The following is an 18850-nucleotide window of genomic DNA, read 5'->3' as shown; positions in this document are numbered from 1 at the left end:
CCCAAAAAGGGGAAAATTAAAGGGCCTTCTGGCGCCTTACGCTCCTACTTCTTCCTTGATCCAGTCGTATCCTTTTTCTTCCAGCTCGTAGGCGAGTTCTTTTCCTCCAGATTTTACAATCTTCCCGTCGAGCATCACGTGTACATAATCTGGGATGATATAATCCAGCAATCTTTGGTAGTGAGTGATCACCAGGGTAGCATTGTCTGGCCTTCTCAGCTTGTTCACCCCGTTAGCCACAATGCGCAGGGCATCAATATCCAGTCCTGAATCTGTCTCGTCAAGTATGGCCAGTTTTGGCTCTAACATGGCCATCTGGAAGATCTCGTTTCGCTTCTTTTCTCCTCCCGAAAAGCCTTCGTTAAGGGAACGGGAAAGGAACTTGCGATCTATTTCAAGCAATTCGGATTTTTCACGGATCTTTTTCAGCATTTCATTGGCCGGCATATCTTCAAGGCCTTTGGCCTGCCTGTTGGCGTTGATCACTGTGCGCATAAAGTTGGTCACCGTCACCCCAGGAATTTCCACAGGATACTGGAAAGACAGAAATACACCTTTATGCGCCCTTTCTTCAGCATCAAACTCGGTAAGTTCTTCTCCTTCAAAAACGATCTCTCCGCGGGTTACTTCATACTCTTCCTTTCCGGCAATAACCGAAGAAAGCGTGCTTTTCCCTGAACCGTTAGGCCCCATAATAGCATGGATCTCTCCTGCATTTATAGTGAGGTCTATGCCTTTTAATATTTTAAGGCCTTCTACTTTGGCGTGTAAATTCTTTATTTTAAGCATAATTTTAATATTTCCTGAATCCTCAGGGTTTTTGTATGTCTTTTTTAATTCGTGGCGCAGCTGAAGTATCGGGTTGAGGTGTGGAGATTTCGATGATCTCTTTTATCTCTACCAGTTCTTCCCAACCTTCGCGTCGCGGATTTTGAAGGATGCGCGCTTTTACTGTGACCGGCACCATGTCAAAATCATCTTCTTTAAATTCCGCAACACTGTCGGCCAGTCTGCGGCTTAATGAATCTATCTGCACTCCATAAATAAAGTCTTTACCTTTTATAACTGCAGCATCTGCAAGAAAGATAAAATCCCCTTTTATGGTAGGTATGCTGTCTTTTGCCACTACGGCCTGTGGTTCAACTTCTGTGGGGTCTGAATCTTCCCCGCAGCCGTTGAGCGTGAACAGCCCTGCCGCCAGTAATGCAAAATATATTTTTTTCATAATTGTTATCCTACAGATCCTTCCAGGGAGATCTCCAGTAACTTTTGAGCTTCAACCGCAAATTCCATGGGAAGTTTGTTCAATACTTCTTTGCTAAACCCGTTTACAATCAAGGCAATAGCTTTTTCGGTGTCAATACCTCTCTGGTTACAGTAGAAAATCTGGTCTTCCCCAATTTTACTGGTGGTGGCCTCGTGTTCTACTTTAGCTGTTTTGTTCTTTGCTTCAATATAAGGGAAGGTGTGGGCACCACATTTATTTCCCATAAGCAATGAGTCACACTGAGAGAAATTTCGGGCATTTTCAGCTTTGCTGTTTATTTGAACGAGCCCCCTGTAGCTGTTCTGGCTTTTTCCGGCCGAGATACCTTTGGAAATAATGGTGCTCCTGGTATTTTTTCCAATATGGATCATTTTAGTTCCAGTATCGGCCTGCTGAAAATCATTGGTCACCGCGATAGAATAAAATTCTCCTACCGAATTATCTCCTTTCAGCACACAACTCGGGTACTTCCACGTAACTGCCGATCCCGTTTCTACCTGGGTCCAGCTTATTTTGGCGTTCGCTTCACAAAGTCCGCGCTTGGTCACGAAGTTATACACTCCTCCTTTTCCCTGTTTATCACCTGGATACCAGTTTTGTACGGTAGAATATTTGATCTCTGCTCCGTCAAGTGCAATGAGTTCCACCACTGCGGCGTGCAACTGGTTTTCGTCACGTTGCGGGGCGGTACAGCCTTCAAGGTAACTCACGTAGCTGCTTTCATCGGCAACCACAAGTGTTCTTTCAAACTGGCCGGTACCTGCCTGATTTATTCTGAAGTACGTAGACAACTCCATAGGGCAGCGAACTCCTTTTGGGATATAACAAAAAGAACCATCACTAAATACTGCGGAATTTAAAGCTGCGTAAAAATTGTCTTTTTGAGGTACTACAGTTCCCAGGTATTTTTTCACCAGTTCCGGGTGCTCCTGAATGGCTTCAGAAATAGAGCAGAAAATAATCCCTTTTTCGGCCAGGGTCTTTTTGAAGGTTGTGGTTACAGAAACGGAATCCATCACCACATCTACGGCTACACCTGCAAGCTTTTTCTGCTCATCAATGGAGATCCCAAGCTTTTTAAAGGTATCGAGTAACTCGGGGTCTACTTCATCAAGGCTGTCATATTTTGGCTTTTTTGAAGGGGCAGAGTAATAGGAAATATTCTGGAAATCAGGTTTTTCATAATGAACATTTGCCCATTCCGGTTCAATCATTTCCTGCCATGCCCTAAAAGCTTCCAGCCTCCAGTTGGTCATCCACTCAGGCTCATTTTTCTTTTTAGAGATTGCCCGCACAATATCTTCATTAAGCCCTACAGGGAAAGTATCAGATTGAATGTCTGTATAAAATCCATACTTGTACTCTTTATTGTCGAGCTCTTTCTTTAAATCGTCTTCTGTATATGCCATCTTTGTCTAATTCCAAATTTAAGGTTCAAAATTCAAGATTATTTGAATTTGCTCCCTTTTAAATTGCTATTTTGAAGGTATGCCCTAAACCCTCCAATTTGTTTGCCAAGCATGAGAACTTTCTCATATAAAGCATTAAATTCTTTGTCATCTATGTATTTCCTGTCAAGAAGTCTGTACAGTTGAGATCTTGTCTCGCCACAGGATGCTTTTGCTATTGAAAGAAATTGAGCAAACTCTTTATTCCCATTCCTCTCAAAACCTTCGGCTATATTATCCATTACTGAACCGGAAGAACCATTTAGTTGATCATAAAGTCGGTAATCGCTCTTCAGGTTGCTTTTTTCTCTGATAAGATAAAGCTCTAACAAATTTCTCTGGCCAGTTTCCAAATTTCTAAATCCTCAAATTTCGTAATACTACTCATCTACTACTCCTGAAATCTTGAATTTTGAATCCTGAAGTCATTTTCGCTCACTAGAGCGAAAATGACTCTCCACATCCACAAGTGCGCTGGGCATTTGGATTGTTGAAAACAAAACCTTTCCCGTTAAGGCCGCCCGAATATTCCAGGATGGTTCCCGCCAGGTACAACACGCTTTTTTTGTCAACGACGATCTTGATATCGTTATCCTCAAAAAGCCTGTCATCTTCTGCCTTTGAATGATCAAATTTAAGATCATACGAAAGGCCCGAACACCCGCCGCTCTTCACGCCTACCCGAACAAAGTCCTGCATGGCATCAAAACCATCCTCCTGCATAAGGGCAGCTATTCTCTTTTTGGCGTTTTCACTTACCTTTATCATCGCTATAAAGATTAATTCTAAATTAAATGCAAATATAATACAAACAATAGGTTTTACCATGGTAAAAACCATCAGAAAAATGAATTCGGGCATTGGCATCGGCTATTTGCCGTACTTCTGTAATTTCTTTAGGAAGTAAGGCTAACATTTTCATTTTCAGAATTAAACAGATTGTTGCTATGGCTCTTCTCCTTTCAAAAATGCCTTTTTGAACACATCTTTCTTTAAATGAACATTTAAGCCTTAATTTTGCCGAAACTCATGTATAAGGATTATGTTTGAAAACAGTAACGAAAACAGGACAAGCCTTTCAGAATACGGTGAATTTGGACTTATTGATCACCTAACCCGTAACTTCGGGATCACCCCCGAAAACACTATAAAGGGCATTGGGGATGATGCGGCAGTACTCGATTTTAAAGATGAGAAAGTAGTGGTTACTACCGATTTTCTCGTGGAAGGCGTGCATTTTGACCTGTCTTACATGCCGCTGAAGCATTTGGGTTACAAGGCGGTAATGGTCAATTTGTCCGATTTGTACGCGATGAATGCAAAAGCCCGTCAAATCACCGTTTCTATTGCGGTTTCCAATCGCTTTCCTGTAGAAGCTCTTGAAGAGCTTTATTCGGGTATTGCACTTGCTGCAAAACTGTATAAGGTAGACGTGGTTGGGGGGGATACAACTTCCTCAAACTCGGGCATGATCATTAGTGTTACCGCCCTGGGTGCCGCAAAGGAAGAAGAGGTGGTGTACAGGAGCGGCGCCAAAGAAAATGACCTCCTGGTAGTCACCGGAGATCTTGGTGCCGCATATATGGGGCTGCAGGTGCTCGAAAGGGAAAAGCAGGTGTTTAAAGTAAACCCAAATTCACAGCCAGACCTCGATCCTTACACGTATTTGATTGAAAGGCAGCTTAAGCCTGAAGCCCGCCAGGATATCCCGCCTTTGTTTAAAGCCCTCGACCTGCAACCGACTTCTATGATCGACATAAGTGACGGTCTTTCTTCTGAGATCATCCACTTGTGCAAAAACTCCGGAACAGGGGTGAATTTGTTTGAAGAGAAAATTCCGTTAGATCCGGCGGTGATTTCTGTGTGTGAAGAATTTCAGCTAGACAGTACCACCATTGCTTTAAGTGGGGGCGAAGATTATGAGCTGCTGTTCACCGTAGATCAAAAAGACTATGACAAGATTAAGGGGAACCCTAATTTTACGGTAATTGGGCACATGACCCAGCAAAGTGAAGGTATGCATTTAATTACCCGCGCCAATCAAAAGATCGAGTTGATTGCCCGCGGCTGGAATGCCATGGATAAAAAGGACTAAGAAGCCCTGGAAAAGTCATTTTCAGCAAACACTTTTCTCGAACGCCTGCGTTTGTGAATCTTTGCAATATAAGCGTTGGTTTCCCTGAATTTAGGGGTGAGTTTGGCGATAAAGCCCTGGGCGGTATCGGTCATTTCCTGTCCGCAGCGGGTACATTTGTACTCTTTGATATGGTCTGTTATCCTTTGAGAAACTGTAAAGTTATGGCTAAAGACAGCGCATATCCAGGCGTTGGGAGAAAACAAACGGGGGATTTTATTTTCCATCTATAGGGTTTTGGAGGGTAATTTCAAAGTAGGAAAATAATAAAACTTTCCTAAAAATCAGTTAAATAACTCACTTTTTCGATGAAAAGCATAATTTCCTGAATTGTTCTTTATTTTCAATGTAGGAAAGATGTCCGCCGGGAAAAACGATGAACGTACAGCCACAGCTTTCGGCCAGGCTTTTTAGTGCGCCAATTTCTACTAAGGGATCTTCACTGCCGGCAACGATGGTCTTTTGTGATTTGTGATTTTTAAGGGCTTCTGTTTTTGCTGAACGTATTTTCATTCCCTTTAAAGCTGCGGTGATGCCTTTAGTTGGGAATTTCATGGCTTTATGCTTCAGCTCTTCTATTTCTTCGGAAAATGATGTGGCATTGCGGGCTGACAGCAGATTATTGATGGCCATGCTGATGTATGCTTTCTTATTTCGCTGCACCAGTTCAACAGAGCGATCTCTTATCTCTTTTTTCTCTTCACTATCGGCCTGTGGGGTAGAATTGAGGAGCAGGAGGGCATTGACCATTTCAGGATGTTGTTGCAGGAATGCCAGGCTCACGTAACCGCCCATGGAATGACTTATAAAATTGGCCTTTTTGACACCTGTGGCTTGCAGAACGGCATAAACAGCTTCGGCCATTAATTCCATGCTGTGCACTTCAGAAATAACGCCCGATTTGCCATGCCCCGGCAGGTCAATGCTGATGATTCTGCCGTATTTTGAGAACCCGGGCAGGAAATCTTCCCAGATTTCCGAAGATTCTAAAAATCCGTGCAGCAGTACAGTTGTTTCACCTTCTCCAACTATTGAATAATGGATCTCCGTTTCCTGAAATTTTATCTTCATCTTGTTGAAGTTTATGGCTATTGGCGTTTAGCTGTGAGTTTAAGATGCTGTTTATTATCGATACCCCAATCTTTATACATTTAAAAAGCCACGAATTCACTGGTGATCTGTGCATTCGTGGCTTTGAATCATAATTTGCAACGCTGGATTCTATGAATTCATGATCTCTTCAATCTCATCGGCTTCAATAGGGATATTGCGCATCAAATTAAAAGGTTCTCCTTTTTCCTGGATCACCACGTCGTCTTCCAGTCTAATTCCGAAGCCTTCATCTGGGATATAAATTCCGGGTTCTACGGTAAAGACCATATTTGCCTGTATGGGCTCGTAAAGTAATCCGTAGTCATGCGTGTCAAGCCCTATATTATGAGAAGTGCCGTGCATGAAGTATTTCTTGTATGCCGGCCATTCGGGGTCTTCATTTTGAACATCAGCTTTATCCAGAAGTCCGAGGCCCAGTAACTCTGAAGTCATAAGCTTGCCAACTTCCTTGTGGTATTCGGCCCAATCGGTGCCGGGAACAAGCATTTTTGTAGCGTCGTTCTTCACGCGGTTCACGGCCTTGTAAACTTCTTTCTGGCGTTTGGTATACCTTCCGGAAACTGGGATAGTCCTGGTAAGGTCGCTCGCATAATTGGCATATTCGGCACCTGTGTCCAGAAGGATTAATTCCCCTTCTTTACACTGCTGGTTGTTTTCAATGTAGTGGAGCACGTTGGCATTATTTCCGCTCGCGATGATAGGAGTATAGGCGAAACCTTTAGAGCGGTTGCGGATCATTTCGTGCCAGTATTCGGCTTCGATCTCATATTCCCAAACTCCCGGTTTTACAAATTTTAAAACTCTGCGGAAGGCTTTTTCGGTAATATTACAGGCCTGCTGCATAAGGTCGAGTTCAATAGGGTCTTTTACCGAGCGCAGGCGCTGCAGGATAGGGTTGCTCTTTGCCACCCGGTGCGCCGGGAATTGCTCTTTGCACCATTTGATGAACCTGGCTTCGCGGGTTTCGGTCTCCACATTTGCCCGGTAATGTTCGTTGGTATTGAAGTATACCGTGTCACATTGGGTCATAACTTCAAAAAAGACTTTTTCAAAATCTTTGAGCCAGAAGACATTTTTGATGCCTGATACTTCAAATGCTTTCTCTTTGGTGAGTTTTTCACCTTCCCAAACAGCAATGTGGTCATTGGTTTCGGTAAGGAAAAGCATTTCCCTGTGTTTTTCTGAAGGGGCATCGGGAAATAGCACCAGGATGCTTTTGTCTTGATCTACGCCACTAAGGTAGAAAAGGTCCCTGGCCTGTTGAAAGGGCATGGTACTGTCGGCTCCAATAGGGTAAATGTCATTGGAATTGAATACCGCCAGGCTTTTAGGCTGCATTTTTTCAGTAAAATTCTTTCTGTTCTTGATGAACAGCTTGCGGTCTATTTGGTGATATTTCATGAGTATTTTTTAGTGTGTGCCACAAATTTAAAAATTTAAACCGAGAAGCCGTCGAAATCCTGGAAGACTCCGCAATTTGATGAGGGAGGTTCGTGATCTGCTGTTGAATAGTGTTAAATAACGTTTTAGTTCCTGTTGTTGCTGCGGCATTTTTTAAGCTCATTCCTCTAAACAATAGCCTTTTGCGCCTTCTTTATATTTGTTCTAAATAAAGCGTAATTGGAGGTGAATGTTTGCTAATGAAGTGAAAGGGCGTATTTTTGCTTTTACTTTACTAAAACAATCACAAATTTTATGGCAAAATCTGCGCTATTAAAGTCATCACTTGCAAAAAAGTACTGGATGGCTTTCACAGGCCTGTTTCTATGTTTATTCCTGGTGGGCCATCTTGCAGGGAACCTGCAGCTGTTGGCTACTGGAGAGGGTGCGAGAGATCAATTCAATGAGTACGCGCTTTTCATGACCACCAATCCTATCGTCAGGGTGCTGTCTATAGTAACTTTTGCGAGTATACTTTTTCACGTCATCGATGGGATCGTTCTTACAGTGAACAACCGTAAATCCCGGCCCCAGGGTTATGTGAGCTTTAAACCGGCTACAAACTCAAAGTGGTCTTCAAGGAACATGGGGATTCTTGGAACCGTGATCCTGGCGTTTATCGTGATCCATTTAATCAACTTTTGGGGGGAAATGAAGTTTGGGGGTCTTGATGATACCGTGTATCAAACTGCCAACGGGGAGACTGTAAAAGACCTTTACACCCTTACCATTAGAACGTTTCAGGATGCCGAGATGGGTCTTGTATGGGCCATTATTTACCTTATTTCCATGATCGCTATCGGTTTCCACCTGTACCACGGATTTGGCAGCGGATTCCAGTCTTTGGGAATAAACCACCCCAAGTACAACAATTTTGTGCGGAAGACCGGAGTGGCATTCTCTATCATTGTGCCGCTACTGTTTGCTATCATTCCGTTTTACATCTATTTCGTACTTGAAAAAATATAAGCTATGGGAGTATTAGATTCTAAAGTACCACAGGGGCCACTGGCCGATAAGTGGGTCAATCATAAAAATAAGATCAATCTTGTCAATCCCGCCAACAAACGGAATATCGACATTATTGTAGTAGGAACAGGTCTTGCCGGGGGTAGCGCAGCCGCTACTTTGGCAGAGCTGGGATACAACGTAAAGACTTTCTGCTACCAGGATTCCCCACGTCGTGCGCACTCAATCGCGGCACAGGGAGGAATCAATGCAGCAAAGAACTACCAGGGGGATGGGGATTCAGATTACCGTCTTTTCTACGATACTGTTAAAGGAGGAGATTACCGTGCCCGTGAAGCTAACGTGTATCGTTTAGCAGAAGTTTCGGGTAATATTATTGATCAGTGTGTAGCTCAGGGGGTTCCCTTTGCACGTGAATACGGTGGTTTGCTCGACAACCGTTCGTTTGGAGGGGTACTGGTTTCCCGTACCTTTTACGCAAAAGGCCAAACCGGGCAGCAGTTACTTTTAGGCTGCTATTCGGCCATGAACCGCCAGATTAACCGCGGAAAAATTAAATCTTACACCCGTCATGAAATGCTTGATGTGGTGCTTGTAGGTGGAAAAGCCCGTGGGATCATTGCCCGTAACCTGGTAACCGGTGAGATTGAAAGGCACAGCGCACATGCCGTGGTAATTGCTTCAGGAGGATACGGTAACGTGTTCTACCTTTCTACCAATGCGATGGGAAGTAATGTTACTGCTGCCTGGAAAGTGCACAAAAAAGGAGCATTTTTCGCCAACCCTTGTTTCACTCAAATTCACCCAACATGTATTCCGGTTTCGGGAGAGCATCAGTCTAAATTGACGCTGATGTCTGAATCCCTTCGGAATGACGGTAGGATCTGGGTTCCGAAGAAACTGGAGGATGCAAAGGCAATCCGCGAAGGAAGGCTGAAGCCCACTCAACTGGCCGAAGAAGACAGGGATTACTATCTGGAAAGACGTTATCCTGCGTTTGGTAACCTGGTACCTCGAGACGTGGCTTCCAGGGCTGCAAAAGAGCGTTGTGATGCCGGGTTTGGGGTAAATAAAACAGGAGAAGCTGTTTATCTTGACTTTAGCGCTGCTTTTATGCGCTACGGAAGAGAGGCGGTTTCCACACAAAAAATAGAAAATGCTTCCGAAGAGCAGATACGGGAGCTTGGAAAAGCTGTGGTTGAGGCTAAATACGGAAACCTTTTCCAAATGTACGAGAAAATCGTAGACGAGAATCCGTACGAAACCCCAATGAAGATCTACCCTGCTGTTCACTATACCATGGGCGGACTTTGGGTTGACTACAACCTGCAAACAACTGTGCCCGGGCTTTATGCCGCCGGGGAAGCCAACTTCTCCGATCACGGGGCTAACCGCCTTGGAGCTTCAGCTTTGATGCAGGGGCTTGCCGATGGCTACTTTGTACTGCCATACACCATGGGAGATTATCTTGCCAACGACATTAGAACTGGAAAGATCCCAACCGATTCGCCCGAGTTTGATGAAGCCGAGAGAAAGATACGTGAGCAACTTGAGCGTTTTGTGAATACCAAAGGAACAAAGTCTGTTGACTATTTCCACAAGCGTCTTGGAAAGATCATGTGGGATAAAGTTGGTATGTCGAGAAATGCAACCGGATTGAAAGAAGCTATTTCAGAAATTAAAGCTTTAAGAGAAGAATTCTGGAAAGACGTACGTGTTCCCGGAACCATCGACGGCATGAACCCAGAGCTTGAAAAAGCCGGAAGGGTAGCCGATTTCCTTGAACTTGGGGAACTTTTCGCTAAAGATGCACTGCACAGGGAAGAGTCTTGTGGTGGGCATTTTAGAGAGGAATACCAAACCGAAGAAGGGGAAGCCCTACGTGACGACGAGAACTTTATGTATGTTGCCGCCTGGGAATACACCGGTGAACCTGCCGATGCAGTCTTACATAAAGAAGACCTGGTATACGAAAATATTGAAGTTAAAACGAGAAGCTATAAATAGAATTGAGAAGTTAGAATTGAGAAGTGAGATTTTCACCCTCTCAATACTTCATACTCAATGCTCAATACTATAACAAAATGAATTTAACGTTAAAAATATGGCGTCAAAAAGATGCCGCTTCAAAAGGGGCAATCCAAACCTACCAATTGGGAGGGGTGGAGCCCGATATGTCTTTTCTGGAGATGCTCGATGTACTTAATCAGGAATTGATTGACAAAGGAGAAGAGCCGGTGGTCTTTGATCACGATTGCCGTGAAGGGATCTGCGGAACCTGTAGCTTACAGATCAACGGAGAGCCGCACGGACCGGATAGAGGTATTACTACCTGCCAGTTGCACATGAGAATGTTCAAAGATGGAGATACCATCACGATTGAACCTTTTCGTGCCAAGGCCTTCCCTGTGATCAAAGATTTAGTTGTAGACCGTACTTCTTTTGAGAGGATTCAGCAGGCAGGAGGATATATTTCAGTAAACACATCAGGAAATACGCAGGATGCGAACTCCATTCCGGTTGCAAAAGATAAAGCCGATGCAGCATTTTACGCCGCCACCTGTATTGGATGCGGTGCCTGTGTGGCAGCATGTAAGAATGCGAGTGCCATGTTGTTCACCTCGGCCAAGGTAAGCCAGATGGCCTTGCTGCCCCAGGGAGAAGTTGAGGCCGACCGCCGGGTACTGGCCATGGTAGAACAAATGGACAAGGAAGGTTTTGGTAACTGTACCAATACCGGGGCCTGCGAAATTGAATGCCCAAAAGGAATTTCTCTTGAGAACATTGCCCGTATGAACAGGGAGTATTTAAGAGCCAGTGTAAAATAGCATTTTTGACACCTTGTATTTCTGAAGATCCCGGACTTTGCAGTTCGGGATTTTTTTTGGAACTTATTAAAAAAACCAATGACCGGAGTCAGCAATATATCTTCCAAGCTTCCGAAGCACGAGACCAGTATTTTCTCAGTGATGTCAAAAATGGCATTTGAGCATGATGCTGTCAATTTATCTCAAGGTTATCCTAATTTCGAAACAGATCAAAAGCTTAAGGATCTGGTTGCGCAGGCAATGAATGATGGTTACAATCAATATGCTCCTCTAGCCGGGATAAAGCAGCTGCGGGAGCAAATAATTGATAAGATAGAAAAGCTGCATGGCAAAAGGTATGACGAAAATAAGGAAATAACAGTGACCAACGGGGCTACACAGGCTTTATTCCTGGCAATTACAGCCTTTGTAAATCCAGGCGATGAAGTGATAGTGCTCAAACCGGCTTACGACTCTTATGAACCCGCTATTAAGCTGAATGGCGGCATTCCGGTGCTGCTGCAACTTGAAGGAAAAGGGTATAAATTGAATATTGAGGAGATCAAACAGAAGATCACTTCCAAAACCCGGATGCTCATCATTAACACGCCCCACAATCCCAGTGGAAATGTTTTCAGCAAAGAAGAAATGCAACAGCTGGAAGCACTTTTAGAAGACACAAATATTATTCTTTTAAGCGACGAGGTGTACGAGCATATAGTTTTTGATGAAGCCAGACATTATAGCGCCTCGGCTTTTCCTAACCTCTCAAAAAGGGCAATTATTTGTGCTTCTTTTGGAAAGACATTTCACAACACCGGTTGGAAAATGGGTTATTGTGTAGCTCCGGAAGAACTCATGGCCGAAATATGGAAAGTGATGGAAGTTAATGTCTTCTGTGTACATCATCCTACCCAGCGGGCATTCGCCGAATACCTCCAATCGCCTGAACATTATCTCGACCTGGGAAGGTTTTATCAGGAAAAGAGAGATAGGTTTCTGGATCTAATAAAAGATTCAGCCTTTAAGGCGGTACCTTCAAAAGGGACTTACTTTCAGCTTCTGGATTATTCAGAAATAACCAATGAGCCCGACGTGGATTTCTCCCGCAGGCTCATAAAAGAATTTGGTATTGCCAGCATCCCGGTTTCTGTATTTAATAAAGACCAGATTGATCACCGGCAGTTGAGGTTCTGTTTTGCCAAAACTAATCAAACTCTTGAAAAGGCCGCAGAGATCTTAAACAGGATAAAATAAAATCACTTTTCTTCCTCGTGATTTCTAAGGCTGTCATTGATATAAGACCGCACAATTTCGGTAGTTACCCCAAAAACCACGTGGGCAATCAGCTCATGTGCCTGGGTTTTAAAGGGTACTTTTTCGGGGCTTTTGTCAAGGCCCATCAGCGGTAAACTTGTTTCATGGGTTGACGCCCAGGTCGTGGCGCCGAGTATGGCTCCATCGAGCATGTTCATCTCGTCTTTATCCCTTTTTCCGTAGCCATAAATAGCCCCTACGGTGGCACCCAGCGGCAGGTTGACCAGTTGTTCCACAATGCCTTCATTTTCGAGCTTTATGGGAGAGCCTATCAGTTTGGTAGAGAACTTATCCATCACTTTGATCTGCGCCGACCGCTGATCTATTTTTCGTACTTCGAGAAAACGCTCAACGCCGGCTTTTACGGCCGTTCCCACCAGGCCGGCCACAAAGCCGGCGAGGATTCCGCGGGAAGTATTTGACGGGAAACTATCTTTTTCAAAAAATGATTGTAAACTCATAGCTTTAATTTTTCAATTTAAAACTATTCAACTTCGCCCGCCAATGCAACCATTTAACATGCATTTAGCAGGGAAAACAGCATTTTTTATAACTTTACGTATGGCAGAAATTTTAAACACCGCACTCCTTCAGGCCCACCTGGAATGGGAGAAAATCGAAGACAATAAAGCCCTTTTTGAGAGGAAAATAAAAGAACTTCCGCAGGAAACCGATTTAATTATCCTGCCCGAAATGTTCTCTACCGGCTTCTCCATGAATGCCCAAAACCTTGCTGAACCTCACAAAGGCCCCACTTTTAAGTGGATGCAGAAAATGGCTGCGGAAAAAGATGCGGCGGTTACCGGTAGCCTCATCATTTCAGATAAAGGCAATTTCTACAATCGCCTGTATTTTGTTTATCCCGACGGTTCCTCCCAAAAATATGATAAGCGGCATACCTTCAGCCTTGCTAAAGAAGATGAAACTTATGCCTCGGGGCGCGACAGGCTTATTGTTGACTACAAAGGCTGGAAGATTTGCCCGCTGGTGTGTTATGACCTTCGTTTCCCTGTCTGGTCCCGCAACACCGTAGATTACGACCTGCTTATCTACGTGGCAAACTGGCCGGCAGCCCGAATTGTGGCCTGGGACGCCCTTTTAAAGGCCCGTGCAATAGAAAATATGAGTTACTGCATTGGATTGAACCGGGTGGGCCGCGATGGCAGTGACCTCGATTATATAGGGCACTCGGCTGTTTATAACTGCCTCGGAAAACAAATCTCTTCCAACCTGCAGGAAAAAGAATTTACTGAACTGGTAAAGCTGGACAGGCAGCATTTAAAAGATACCCGTTCCCAGCTGAAGTTCTTACAGGACCGCGACCGGTTTACGGTACATCTGAACGAGGAATAGCAGCTGCAGGGCTGGCGTTAAAAGTGTAGTTATCGTCCCAGTTGGCTCTCACGCTAATTGGTTCGGGGTAATAAACCACTACTTCGGGCTGTTTTCTCTTTAGAAAACTTCCGGTGTCCCAAATGTTATTTTCATTGCGGTCATAAATGAGCCGTAGCAGGTAACTGCCGGGTTTGAGGTTATTGAAATTGATTACATTACTGCCGGTAGAATATTCTTCGGCTATCACCTCGCCTTTTTCCGAAGTAACCTGAACGATCACCGGGAAATCTTCAACTCCTGTGAGGTTCACAATAACATTTCCGCGCTCGGCCAGGGCAGGCGTTGAGGCCTGGGCCGTGATGGTGTCGTTTTGCCTTCCGAAGAAATCTGTAAAGGCACCCGGCAGGGCCAGGAGCTGGTATTTTTGCTTTTCAGATTTATCAAATGACAGCCGGTAAACATTGTTCCACCTGTCATAAGTGCCGGTAAAGGGCACTGAGGTACTGTCGCTGCGGGTAAGGCTGATGAGGGAATCATTAATCTGCTCAAGGGGCACGGTGGGAATGATGTTCAAATCTTCCTGGAAGCCGAGGCTGGACTTGGGTTCTACGTTAAAGAGCAGGGTGTCGCGCTTGGCATTTCGCAGCCGGGCAATAACAGTGTCGCTCATCCGCGGGGTTTCCACAAGGAATTTGAGGGTGTCACGCTCGGCATAAGGTTTGTACCAGTAATGCAGGGTGTCTGTTGCAGCATCTTTGGTGATCCTGTCTTCAAAACTGGCAGGTACGTCAAGAGGCGTGATTGAAATACTATCGGCCAGGATGAGTCCGGTGTATCCAAAAATGAGATGCTGTTGAGACTTTAATTGAGGCCTTTCAAATTTTCCTTCCAGAATTTCGGTGAACAGGGTGAGATCAAATTCCTCATCTGTAGGAATAGTAATGTATTCGTCAGAAAATGCAACTTTATCGGTACGCGGTTCAAAAGTGTAATTGTTGTTCACATCGCGCATGGCCACCAGTTGATAAGTACCCTGCTTGAGGTTGTTGAGCTGAAAAGTGGTAGCACTGTCGAGCGTATTGGTAACATACCTGGGAACCCGGGTGTAGATCACAGAATCTGAATAAGTGGAGTCTACTTCATAGAGCATCACCGAAATAAAAGGATCGGGTGCCCGAAGGATAGCATCTTTCACGCTGCCTCGCAGCGAAAGGGAATCGATATAAGGGCCTGTGGAAAACGCATAGGTGAAAAAACTAAGGGGGTTGGACTCGTTGTTATCGGTAATGCTTCTTCCGAAGTTAATGGTATAAGTGGTACGGGGTTGTAAAGTATCGTTGATCCTGATGCGAATAGATTTGCTGGCGGTTCCCAAAGGGGTGATCTCGGGCCGTGGATCCATTGGCGGCGATATGATTATTTGTTGCTGCGGGTTTGTGAGCTTAACGTATTCATTGAAATAGATCCTGATCTCATCTGCATCAAAACTGGTGGTAAAATTCTCCGGCTTGGCCCTAACATAACGGGGAGGCTCCATATCTCTCGGGCCGCCATCGGGCGTACCTCTTTTTGCGCAGGCCGCAAAGGCGATAATAATGGTAAGGATGAGCAGGAAGTTTACACCGGCACGTTTCATAAAATGAAATTTGTTACAAAGAAACAATTTATTCTTTTAATCCTGAAGCCGCTAATGGGTAACGGCCATGGTGGCTATGCTAATTTTCACCCTTGGGTTTTGCAGGAGTTTGTGAGCGCAGGCCTCAAGTGTGGCACCGGTGGTAACCAGGTCGTCTACCAGCAGCACGTGTGCATTTTGCAGGGCAGAAGGGTTTTGAACAGTCAGGGTTTCATCTATGCTGCCCCAGCGGGCAATTCTCTTTTTGATTGTTTGAGTTTCGGTAGAAGTGATCTTGAGTAAAAGGTCATCCCGGTAGTCAATTTTTAATGCTTTGGCAATTTCGCGCCCAAATTTATCTACCTGGTTAAAGCCTCTCGTTTTAAGCTTTTTTTGGTGGAGGGGGACAGGAATAACCATGTTCACTTGCTGCCATTGCGGGAGATCTTTTAATTCGTTTCCCAGCCAGGCTCCCAAAAAGGGCCCTATTTCTTCATGACCCCGGTATTTAAGGTTGTGGATGAGTTTTTGAACCACGCCTTTCTTCTCAAATAACAGGAGGGAGGTGGCGTTTTCAACAGGGATCCTTCCGTAGAAAACCTTCTCAACCGCATTGTCTTTCTCCAGGTGATAATTGGTTACCGGCAACCCGTGAAGGCAGGACGTACATAGTATGTGCTCATGGGCCAGAAGGCCAGATTCACATCCATAACAGAGTTTAGGGTAAAGAAGGTTAAGGAAATCGTGAAACATTTGTTAACAAATTGGTCTTAGCCTGATTAAAACTCCTAAATTTACAAAACTAAACCGTTAAAAATCATTTGTTATGTCAGACCAGAAGAGTAATAATGCCTTAAAGATCCTTACCGGGGTTTTGGCAGTCGCTTTGGTTGCACTGGGTATTTATACCATAAAGTTTTATAATGACGAAAAGGAGAACCAGGAATTACTACAGCAGGAAAAAGCTGTTATAGAAGGGGAGCTTAACGATTTAATTCTAAAATACGACGAGGCAATTGCCGAGAACGAAGGTCTTGATTCTGAACTGACCGCAGCCAGGAACAGGATTCTGGCTTTGCGCGATTCGGTGCAGGATATGGAAGCTAACCTGGCGTTAATTTCGCGCTATCGCAGGGAAGTGAGTAATTTAAAGGCTGAAAAAGAGCAGTTGTTCAGGGTGGTAGACAGTCTTAGCAATCAAAACCAACGACTTATCACCGAAATTGACAGCACCAATAACATGCTGCTTGAAAGAACGAGAATTTCAGATTCCCTGCAGGTTCAAAACCAGACCATGGCCTCAAAAATTGACCGCGCCGCCCAGCTTAAACTAAGTAATTTGAGAGGCGAAGGAGTCATTGAGCGAAACAGCGGAAGGCTGGTAGAGAACGACCGCACCCGAAGAGTAGATAAGATTAGAACCTGTTTCACCATCACGCCAAATACCCTGGCTTCCGCGGGAGACAAAAATATTTACGTGCAGGTTTACAACCCCAACAACGAACTGGTGGGAGACCAAATTGCCGTACAGCACGATGGCGGCGTTATGGTTTACAGTGCCGCCTCAAAAGTGTACTATGAAAATGATGAGCTTGACGTGTGCCTGTTGGCCAATATCAATCCTGACCGCCTAATTGAAGGCTCCTATAAAGTACTGGTTTACGAAGGGGCTAATTTGATAGGGGCAACAGGATTTAGTCTCAGGTAAAACAAAAAATTAATTAATTCCACCGCCCTGGCTTGAATCGGGGCGGTTTTTTTATTTTTGCTTTATGGCAAAACAAGAAGACCTTTTTAAAAACGTAATATCCCATGCCAAAGAGTATGGGTATATTTTTGCTTCTTCCGAAATCTATGACGGCCTGAGTGCGGTATATGACTACGGACAAAACGGAGCAGAACTCAAAAAAAATATCAGGGATTACTGGTGGAAAAGCATGGTGCAGCTGCACCAGGAAATAGTAGGTATAGATGCCGCTATTCTCATGCATCCTACTACCTGGAAAGCATCGGGCCACGTTGATGCCTTTAACGACCCGCTTATTGACAATAAAGATTCTAAGAAGCGATACCGGGCCGATGTACTGGTTGAAGATCATGCAGAAAAGATCCTTCAGAAAGCGCAAAAGGAGATCGAAAAAGCGCGCAAACGCTTTGGGGAAGCTTTTGATGAAGAGCAATTTGTAAACACCAATGAACGCGTGCAGCGTTACCTTTCCGAAAGAACGGAAATCCTTGAACGCCTTGGCCGCTCCCTTACCAATGAAGATCTAAAGGACGTAAAGGCCCTTATCGAAGAACTTGATATTGCCGATCCTGAAACCGGATCCCGTAACTGGACCGAGGTGAGGCAGTTTAACCTTATGTTTGGCACCAAGCTGGGGGCTTCTTCTGAAACAGCATCAAACCTTTATTTAAGGCCCGAAACTGCACAGGGGATCTTTGTGAACTTCTCTAATGTTCAGAAAACCGGAAGAATGAAAATTCCTTTCGGGATTGCCCAAACGGGAAAAGCCTTTAGAAATGAAATAGTCGCAAGGCAGTTTATTTTCAGGATGAGGGAGTTTGAGCAAATGGAGATGCAATACTTTGTAAGGCCGGGAGAAGAACTAAAATGGTACGAGCACTGGAAAGAAGTGCGCCAAAAATGGCATTTTTCACTGGGTCTTGGTGAAGAAAATTATCGCTTCCACGATCATGATAAACTGGCTCATTACGCCAATGCCGCAACAGATATTGAATTTAATTTCCCCTTTGGTTTCAAAGAACTTGAAGGGATACATTCCCGCACCGATTTTGACCTTAAAGCCCATGAAGAATTCTCGGGCCGAAAGCTTCGTTTTTACGATCCTGAACTCAAGGAAAATTACGTGCCTTACGTGATAGAAACCTCAATAGGTCTTGACAGGATGTTCCTGGCTGTGCTTTCGGCCTCTCTTAAAGAAGAAGAGCTCGAAGATGGCAGTTCACGTACTGTTCTTAAACTACCTGCAATACTTGCACCTTATAAAGCTGCTGTTTTGCCGCTGGTTAAAAAAGACGGCCTCCCCGAACTGGCACAGGAGATCATTGAAGAGCTTAAGTGGGATTTCAATGTACAGTATGATGAGAAAGATGCTATTGGGCGCAGGTACAGGAGGCAGGATGCTTCGGGTACACCTTTGTGTATCACCGTAGATCACGATTCTCTTGAAGACCGCATGGTAACTGTGAGGTACAGAGATACCATGGAACAAAAACGGATCCCGATTGCCGAAATCTCCAAAGTGATTTCCGAAGAAACCGGTTTTAAACACTGGATGAAAAAGTAGCTTTTTTCCATCCAAAAATGAGTTAAAAAAAAGAACAATTCCGTGTGAATTGTTCTTTTTTTTGTTCCTGCTCATCCTAAATCATTACATTTAT

18 protein-coding genes and 1 pseudogene are annotated in these 18850 nt (G+C 44.4%); 8 read left to right on the top strand and 11 right to left on the bottom strand.

The window, feature by feature from the left end; genetic code table 11:
* Positions 1–36: 36 nt before the first annotated feature.
* The 5 genes and pseudogenes from sufC to JRG66_RS06260 form a co-directional block, all read right to left on the bottom strand.
* Positions 37–789, bottom strand: a complete 753-nt coding sequence (gene sufC / locus JRG66_RS06280) for a Fe-S cluster assembly ATPase SufC (RefSeq protein ID WP_265164998.1) — start codon at positions 787–789, stop codon at positions 37–39.
* A gap of 22 nt (positions 790–811) precedes the next feature.
* Positions 812–1225: a hypothetical protein gene (locus JRG66_RS06275; RefSeq protein WP_265164997.1), complete on the bottom strand. Its 414-nt coding sequence runs from the start codon at positions 1223–1225 to the stop codon at positions 812–814.
* Positions 1226–1230: 5 nt separating this feature from the next.
* Complete coding sequence (gene sufB / locus JRG66_RS06270; RefSeq protein ID WP_265164995.1) at positions 1231–2676, bottom strand: Fe-S cluster assembly protein SufB; 1446 nt, start codon at positions 2674–2676, stop codon at positions 1231–1233.
* A gap of 38 nt (positions 2677–2714) precedes the next feature.
* Positions 2715–3103, bottom strand: a pseudogene (locus tag JRG66_RS06265) (four helix bundle protein).
* Positions 3104–3153: 50 nt separating this feature from the next.
* The gene (locus tag JRG66_RS06260) at positions 3154–3483 is read right to left on the bottom strand and encodes a HesB/IscA family protein (RefSeq protein ID WP_265164994.1); all 330 of its coding nucleotides are present in this window, start codon (positions 3481–3483) and stop codon (positions 3154–3156) included.
* Positions 3484–3757: 274 nt separating this feature from the next.
* Between JRG66_RS06260 and thiL the strand changes: the two genes are divergently transcribed.
* Entirely contained in the window at positions 3758–4810 is a 1053-nt protein-coding gene (gene thiL, locus JRG66_RS06255; protein WP_265164992.1) for a thiamine-phosphate kinase, read from the top strand.
* Here thiL and JRG66_RS06250 read toward each other — a convergent pair.
* The 3 genes from JRG66_RS06250 to JRG66_RS06240 all read right to left on the bottom strand — a co-directional run bounded on the left by JRG66_RS06250 (position 4807) and on the right by JRG66_RS06240 (position 7363).
* The gene (locus tag JRG66_RS06250; RefSeq protein ID WP_265164991.1) at positions 4807–5076 is read right to left on the bottom strand and encodes a DUF1660 family phage protein; all 270 of its coding nucleotides are present in this window, start codon (positions 5074–5076) and stop codon (positions 4807–4809) included. The two genes, thiL and JRG66_RS06250, sit on opposite strands and share 4 nt — an antisense overlap.
* Positions 5077–5146: 70 nt before the next feature.
* Positions 5147–5920, bottom strand: a complete 774-nt coding sequence (locus tag JRG66_RS06245; protein WP_265164990.1) for an alpha/beta fold hydrolase — start codon at positions 5918–5920, stop codon at positions 5147–5149.
* Positions 5921–6070: 150 nt separating this feature from the next.
* Complete coding sequence (locus tag JRG66_RS06240) at positions 6071–7363, bottom strand: aminopeptidase P family protein (protein ID WP_265164988.1); 1293 nt, start codon at positions 7361–7363, stop codon at positions 6071–6073.
* Positions 7364–7657: 294 nt separating this feature from the next.
* Between JRG66_RS06240 and JRG66_RS06235 the strand changes: the two genes are divergently transcribed.
* From JRG66_RS06235 to JRG66_RS06220, 4 genes are all read left to right on the top strand, one after another.
* Positions 7658–8371, top strand: coding sequence for a succinate dehydrogenase cytochrome b subunit (locus tag JRG66_RS06235; RefSeq protein WP_265164987.1), 714 nt, complete (start codon positions 7658–7660; stop codon positions 8369–8371).
* 3 nt (positions 8372–8374) lie between these two features.
* Entirely contained in the window at positions 8375–10378 is a 2004-nt protein-coding gene (locus JRG66_RS06230) for a fumarate reductase/succinate dehydrogenase flavoprotein subunit (RefSeq protein ID WP_265164985.1), read from the top strand.
* A 77-nt stretch (positions 10379–10455) separates the two neighbouring features.
* Entirely contained in the window at positions 10456–11199 is a 744-nt protein-coding gene (locus JRG66_RS06225; protein ID WP_265164983.1) for a succinate dehydrogenase/fumarate reductase iron-sulfur subunit, read from the top strand.
* Positions 11200–11277: 78 nt separating this feature from the next.
* Positions 11278–12435 carry a methionine aminotransferase gene (locus JRG66_RS06220; RefSeq protein ID WP_265164981.1) on the top strand — a complete coding sequence of 386 codons (1158 nt, stop codon included), beginning with the start codon at positions 11278–11280 and terminating at the stop codon, positions 12433–12435.
* 2 nt (positions 12436–12437) lie between these two features.
* On the opposite strand, the gene JRG66_RS06215 is transcribed toward JRG66_RS06220, so the two are convergent.
* Complete coding sequence (locus tag JRG66_RS06215) at positions 12438–12956, bottom strand: DUF1440 domain-containing protein (protein WP_265164980.1); 519 nt, start codon at positions 12954–12956, stop codon at positions 12438–12440.
* Positions 12957–13056: 100 nt separating this feature from the next.
* Between JRG66_RS06215 and JRG66_RS06210 the strand changes: the two genes are divergently transcribed.
* Positions 13057–13848 (top strand): amidohydrolase, encoded by a 792-nt coding sequence (locus tag JRG66_RS06210; protein ID WP_265164978.1) that lies wholly within the window; start codon positions 13057–13059, stop codon positions 13846–13848.
* On the opposite strand, the gene JRG66_RS06205 is transcribed toward JRG66_RS06210, so the two are convergent.
* Both JRG66_RS06205 and JRG66_RS06200 read right to left on the bottom strand, forming a co-directional pair.
* The gene (locus tag JRG66_RS06205; RefSeq protein WP_265164977.1) at positions 13823–15466 is read right to left on the bottom strand and encodes an Ig-like domain-containing domain; all 1644 of its coding nucleotides are present in this window, start codon (positions 15464–15466) and stop codon (positions 13823–13825) included. The two genes, JRG66_RS06210 and JRG66_RS06205, sit on opposite strands and share 26 nt — an antisense overlap.
* A 51-nt stretch (positions 15467–15517) precedes the next feature.
* Positions 15518–16198 (bottom strand): ComF family protein, encoded by a 681-nt coding sequence (locus JRG66_RS06200; protein ID WP_265164976.1) that lies wholly within the window; start codon positions 16196–16198, stop codon positions 15518–15520.
* Between the two features lie 73 nt (positions 16199–16271).
* Here JRG66_RS06200 and JRG66_RS06195 point away from each other — a divergent pair, with 73 nt between their 5' ends.
* Both JRG66_RS06195 and JRG66_RS06190 read left to right on the top strand, forming a co-directional pair.
* The gene (locus JRG66_RS06195) at positions 16272–17153 is read left to right on the top strand and encodes a DUF8428 domain-containing protein (RefSeq protein WP_265164975.1); all 882 of its coding nucleotides are present in this window, start codon (positions 16272–16274) and stop codon (positions 17151–17153) included.
* A 64-nt stretch (positions 17154–17217) separates the two neighbouring features.
* A complete protein-coding gene (locus JRG66_RS06190) occupies positions 17218–18756 on the top strand; it encodes a glycine--tRNA ligase (RefSeq protein WP_265164974.1) in 1539 nt (512 codons plus the stop codon).
* The last annotated feature ends 94 nt before the right edge of the window (positions 18757–18850 follow it).

This window comes from Salinimicrobium tongyeongense, assembly GCF_026109735.1.
In the GTDB taxonomy this organism is placed as follows: Bacteria; Bacteroidota; Bacteroidia; order Flavobacteriales; family Flavobacteriaceae; genus Salinimicrobium; species Salinimicrobium tongyeongense.
Note: the sequence above shows the minus strand (reverse complement) of the source record. Positions and strands in the feature narration are given on the sequence as shown.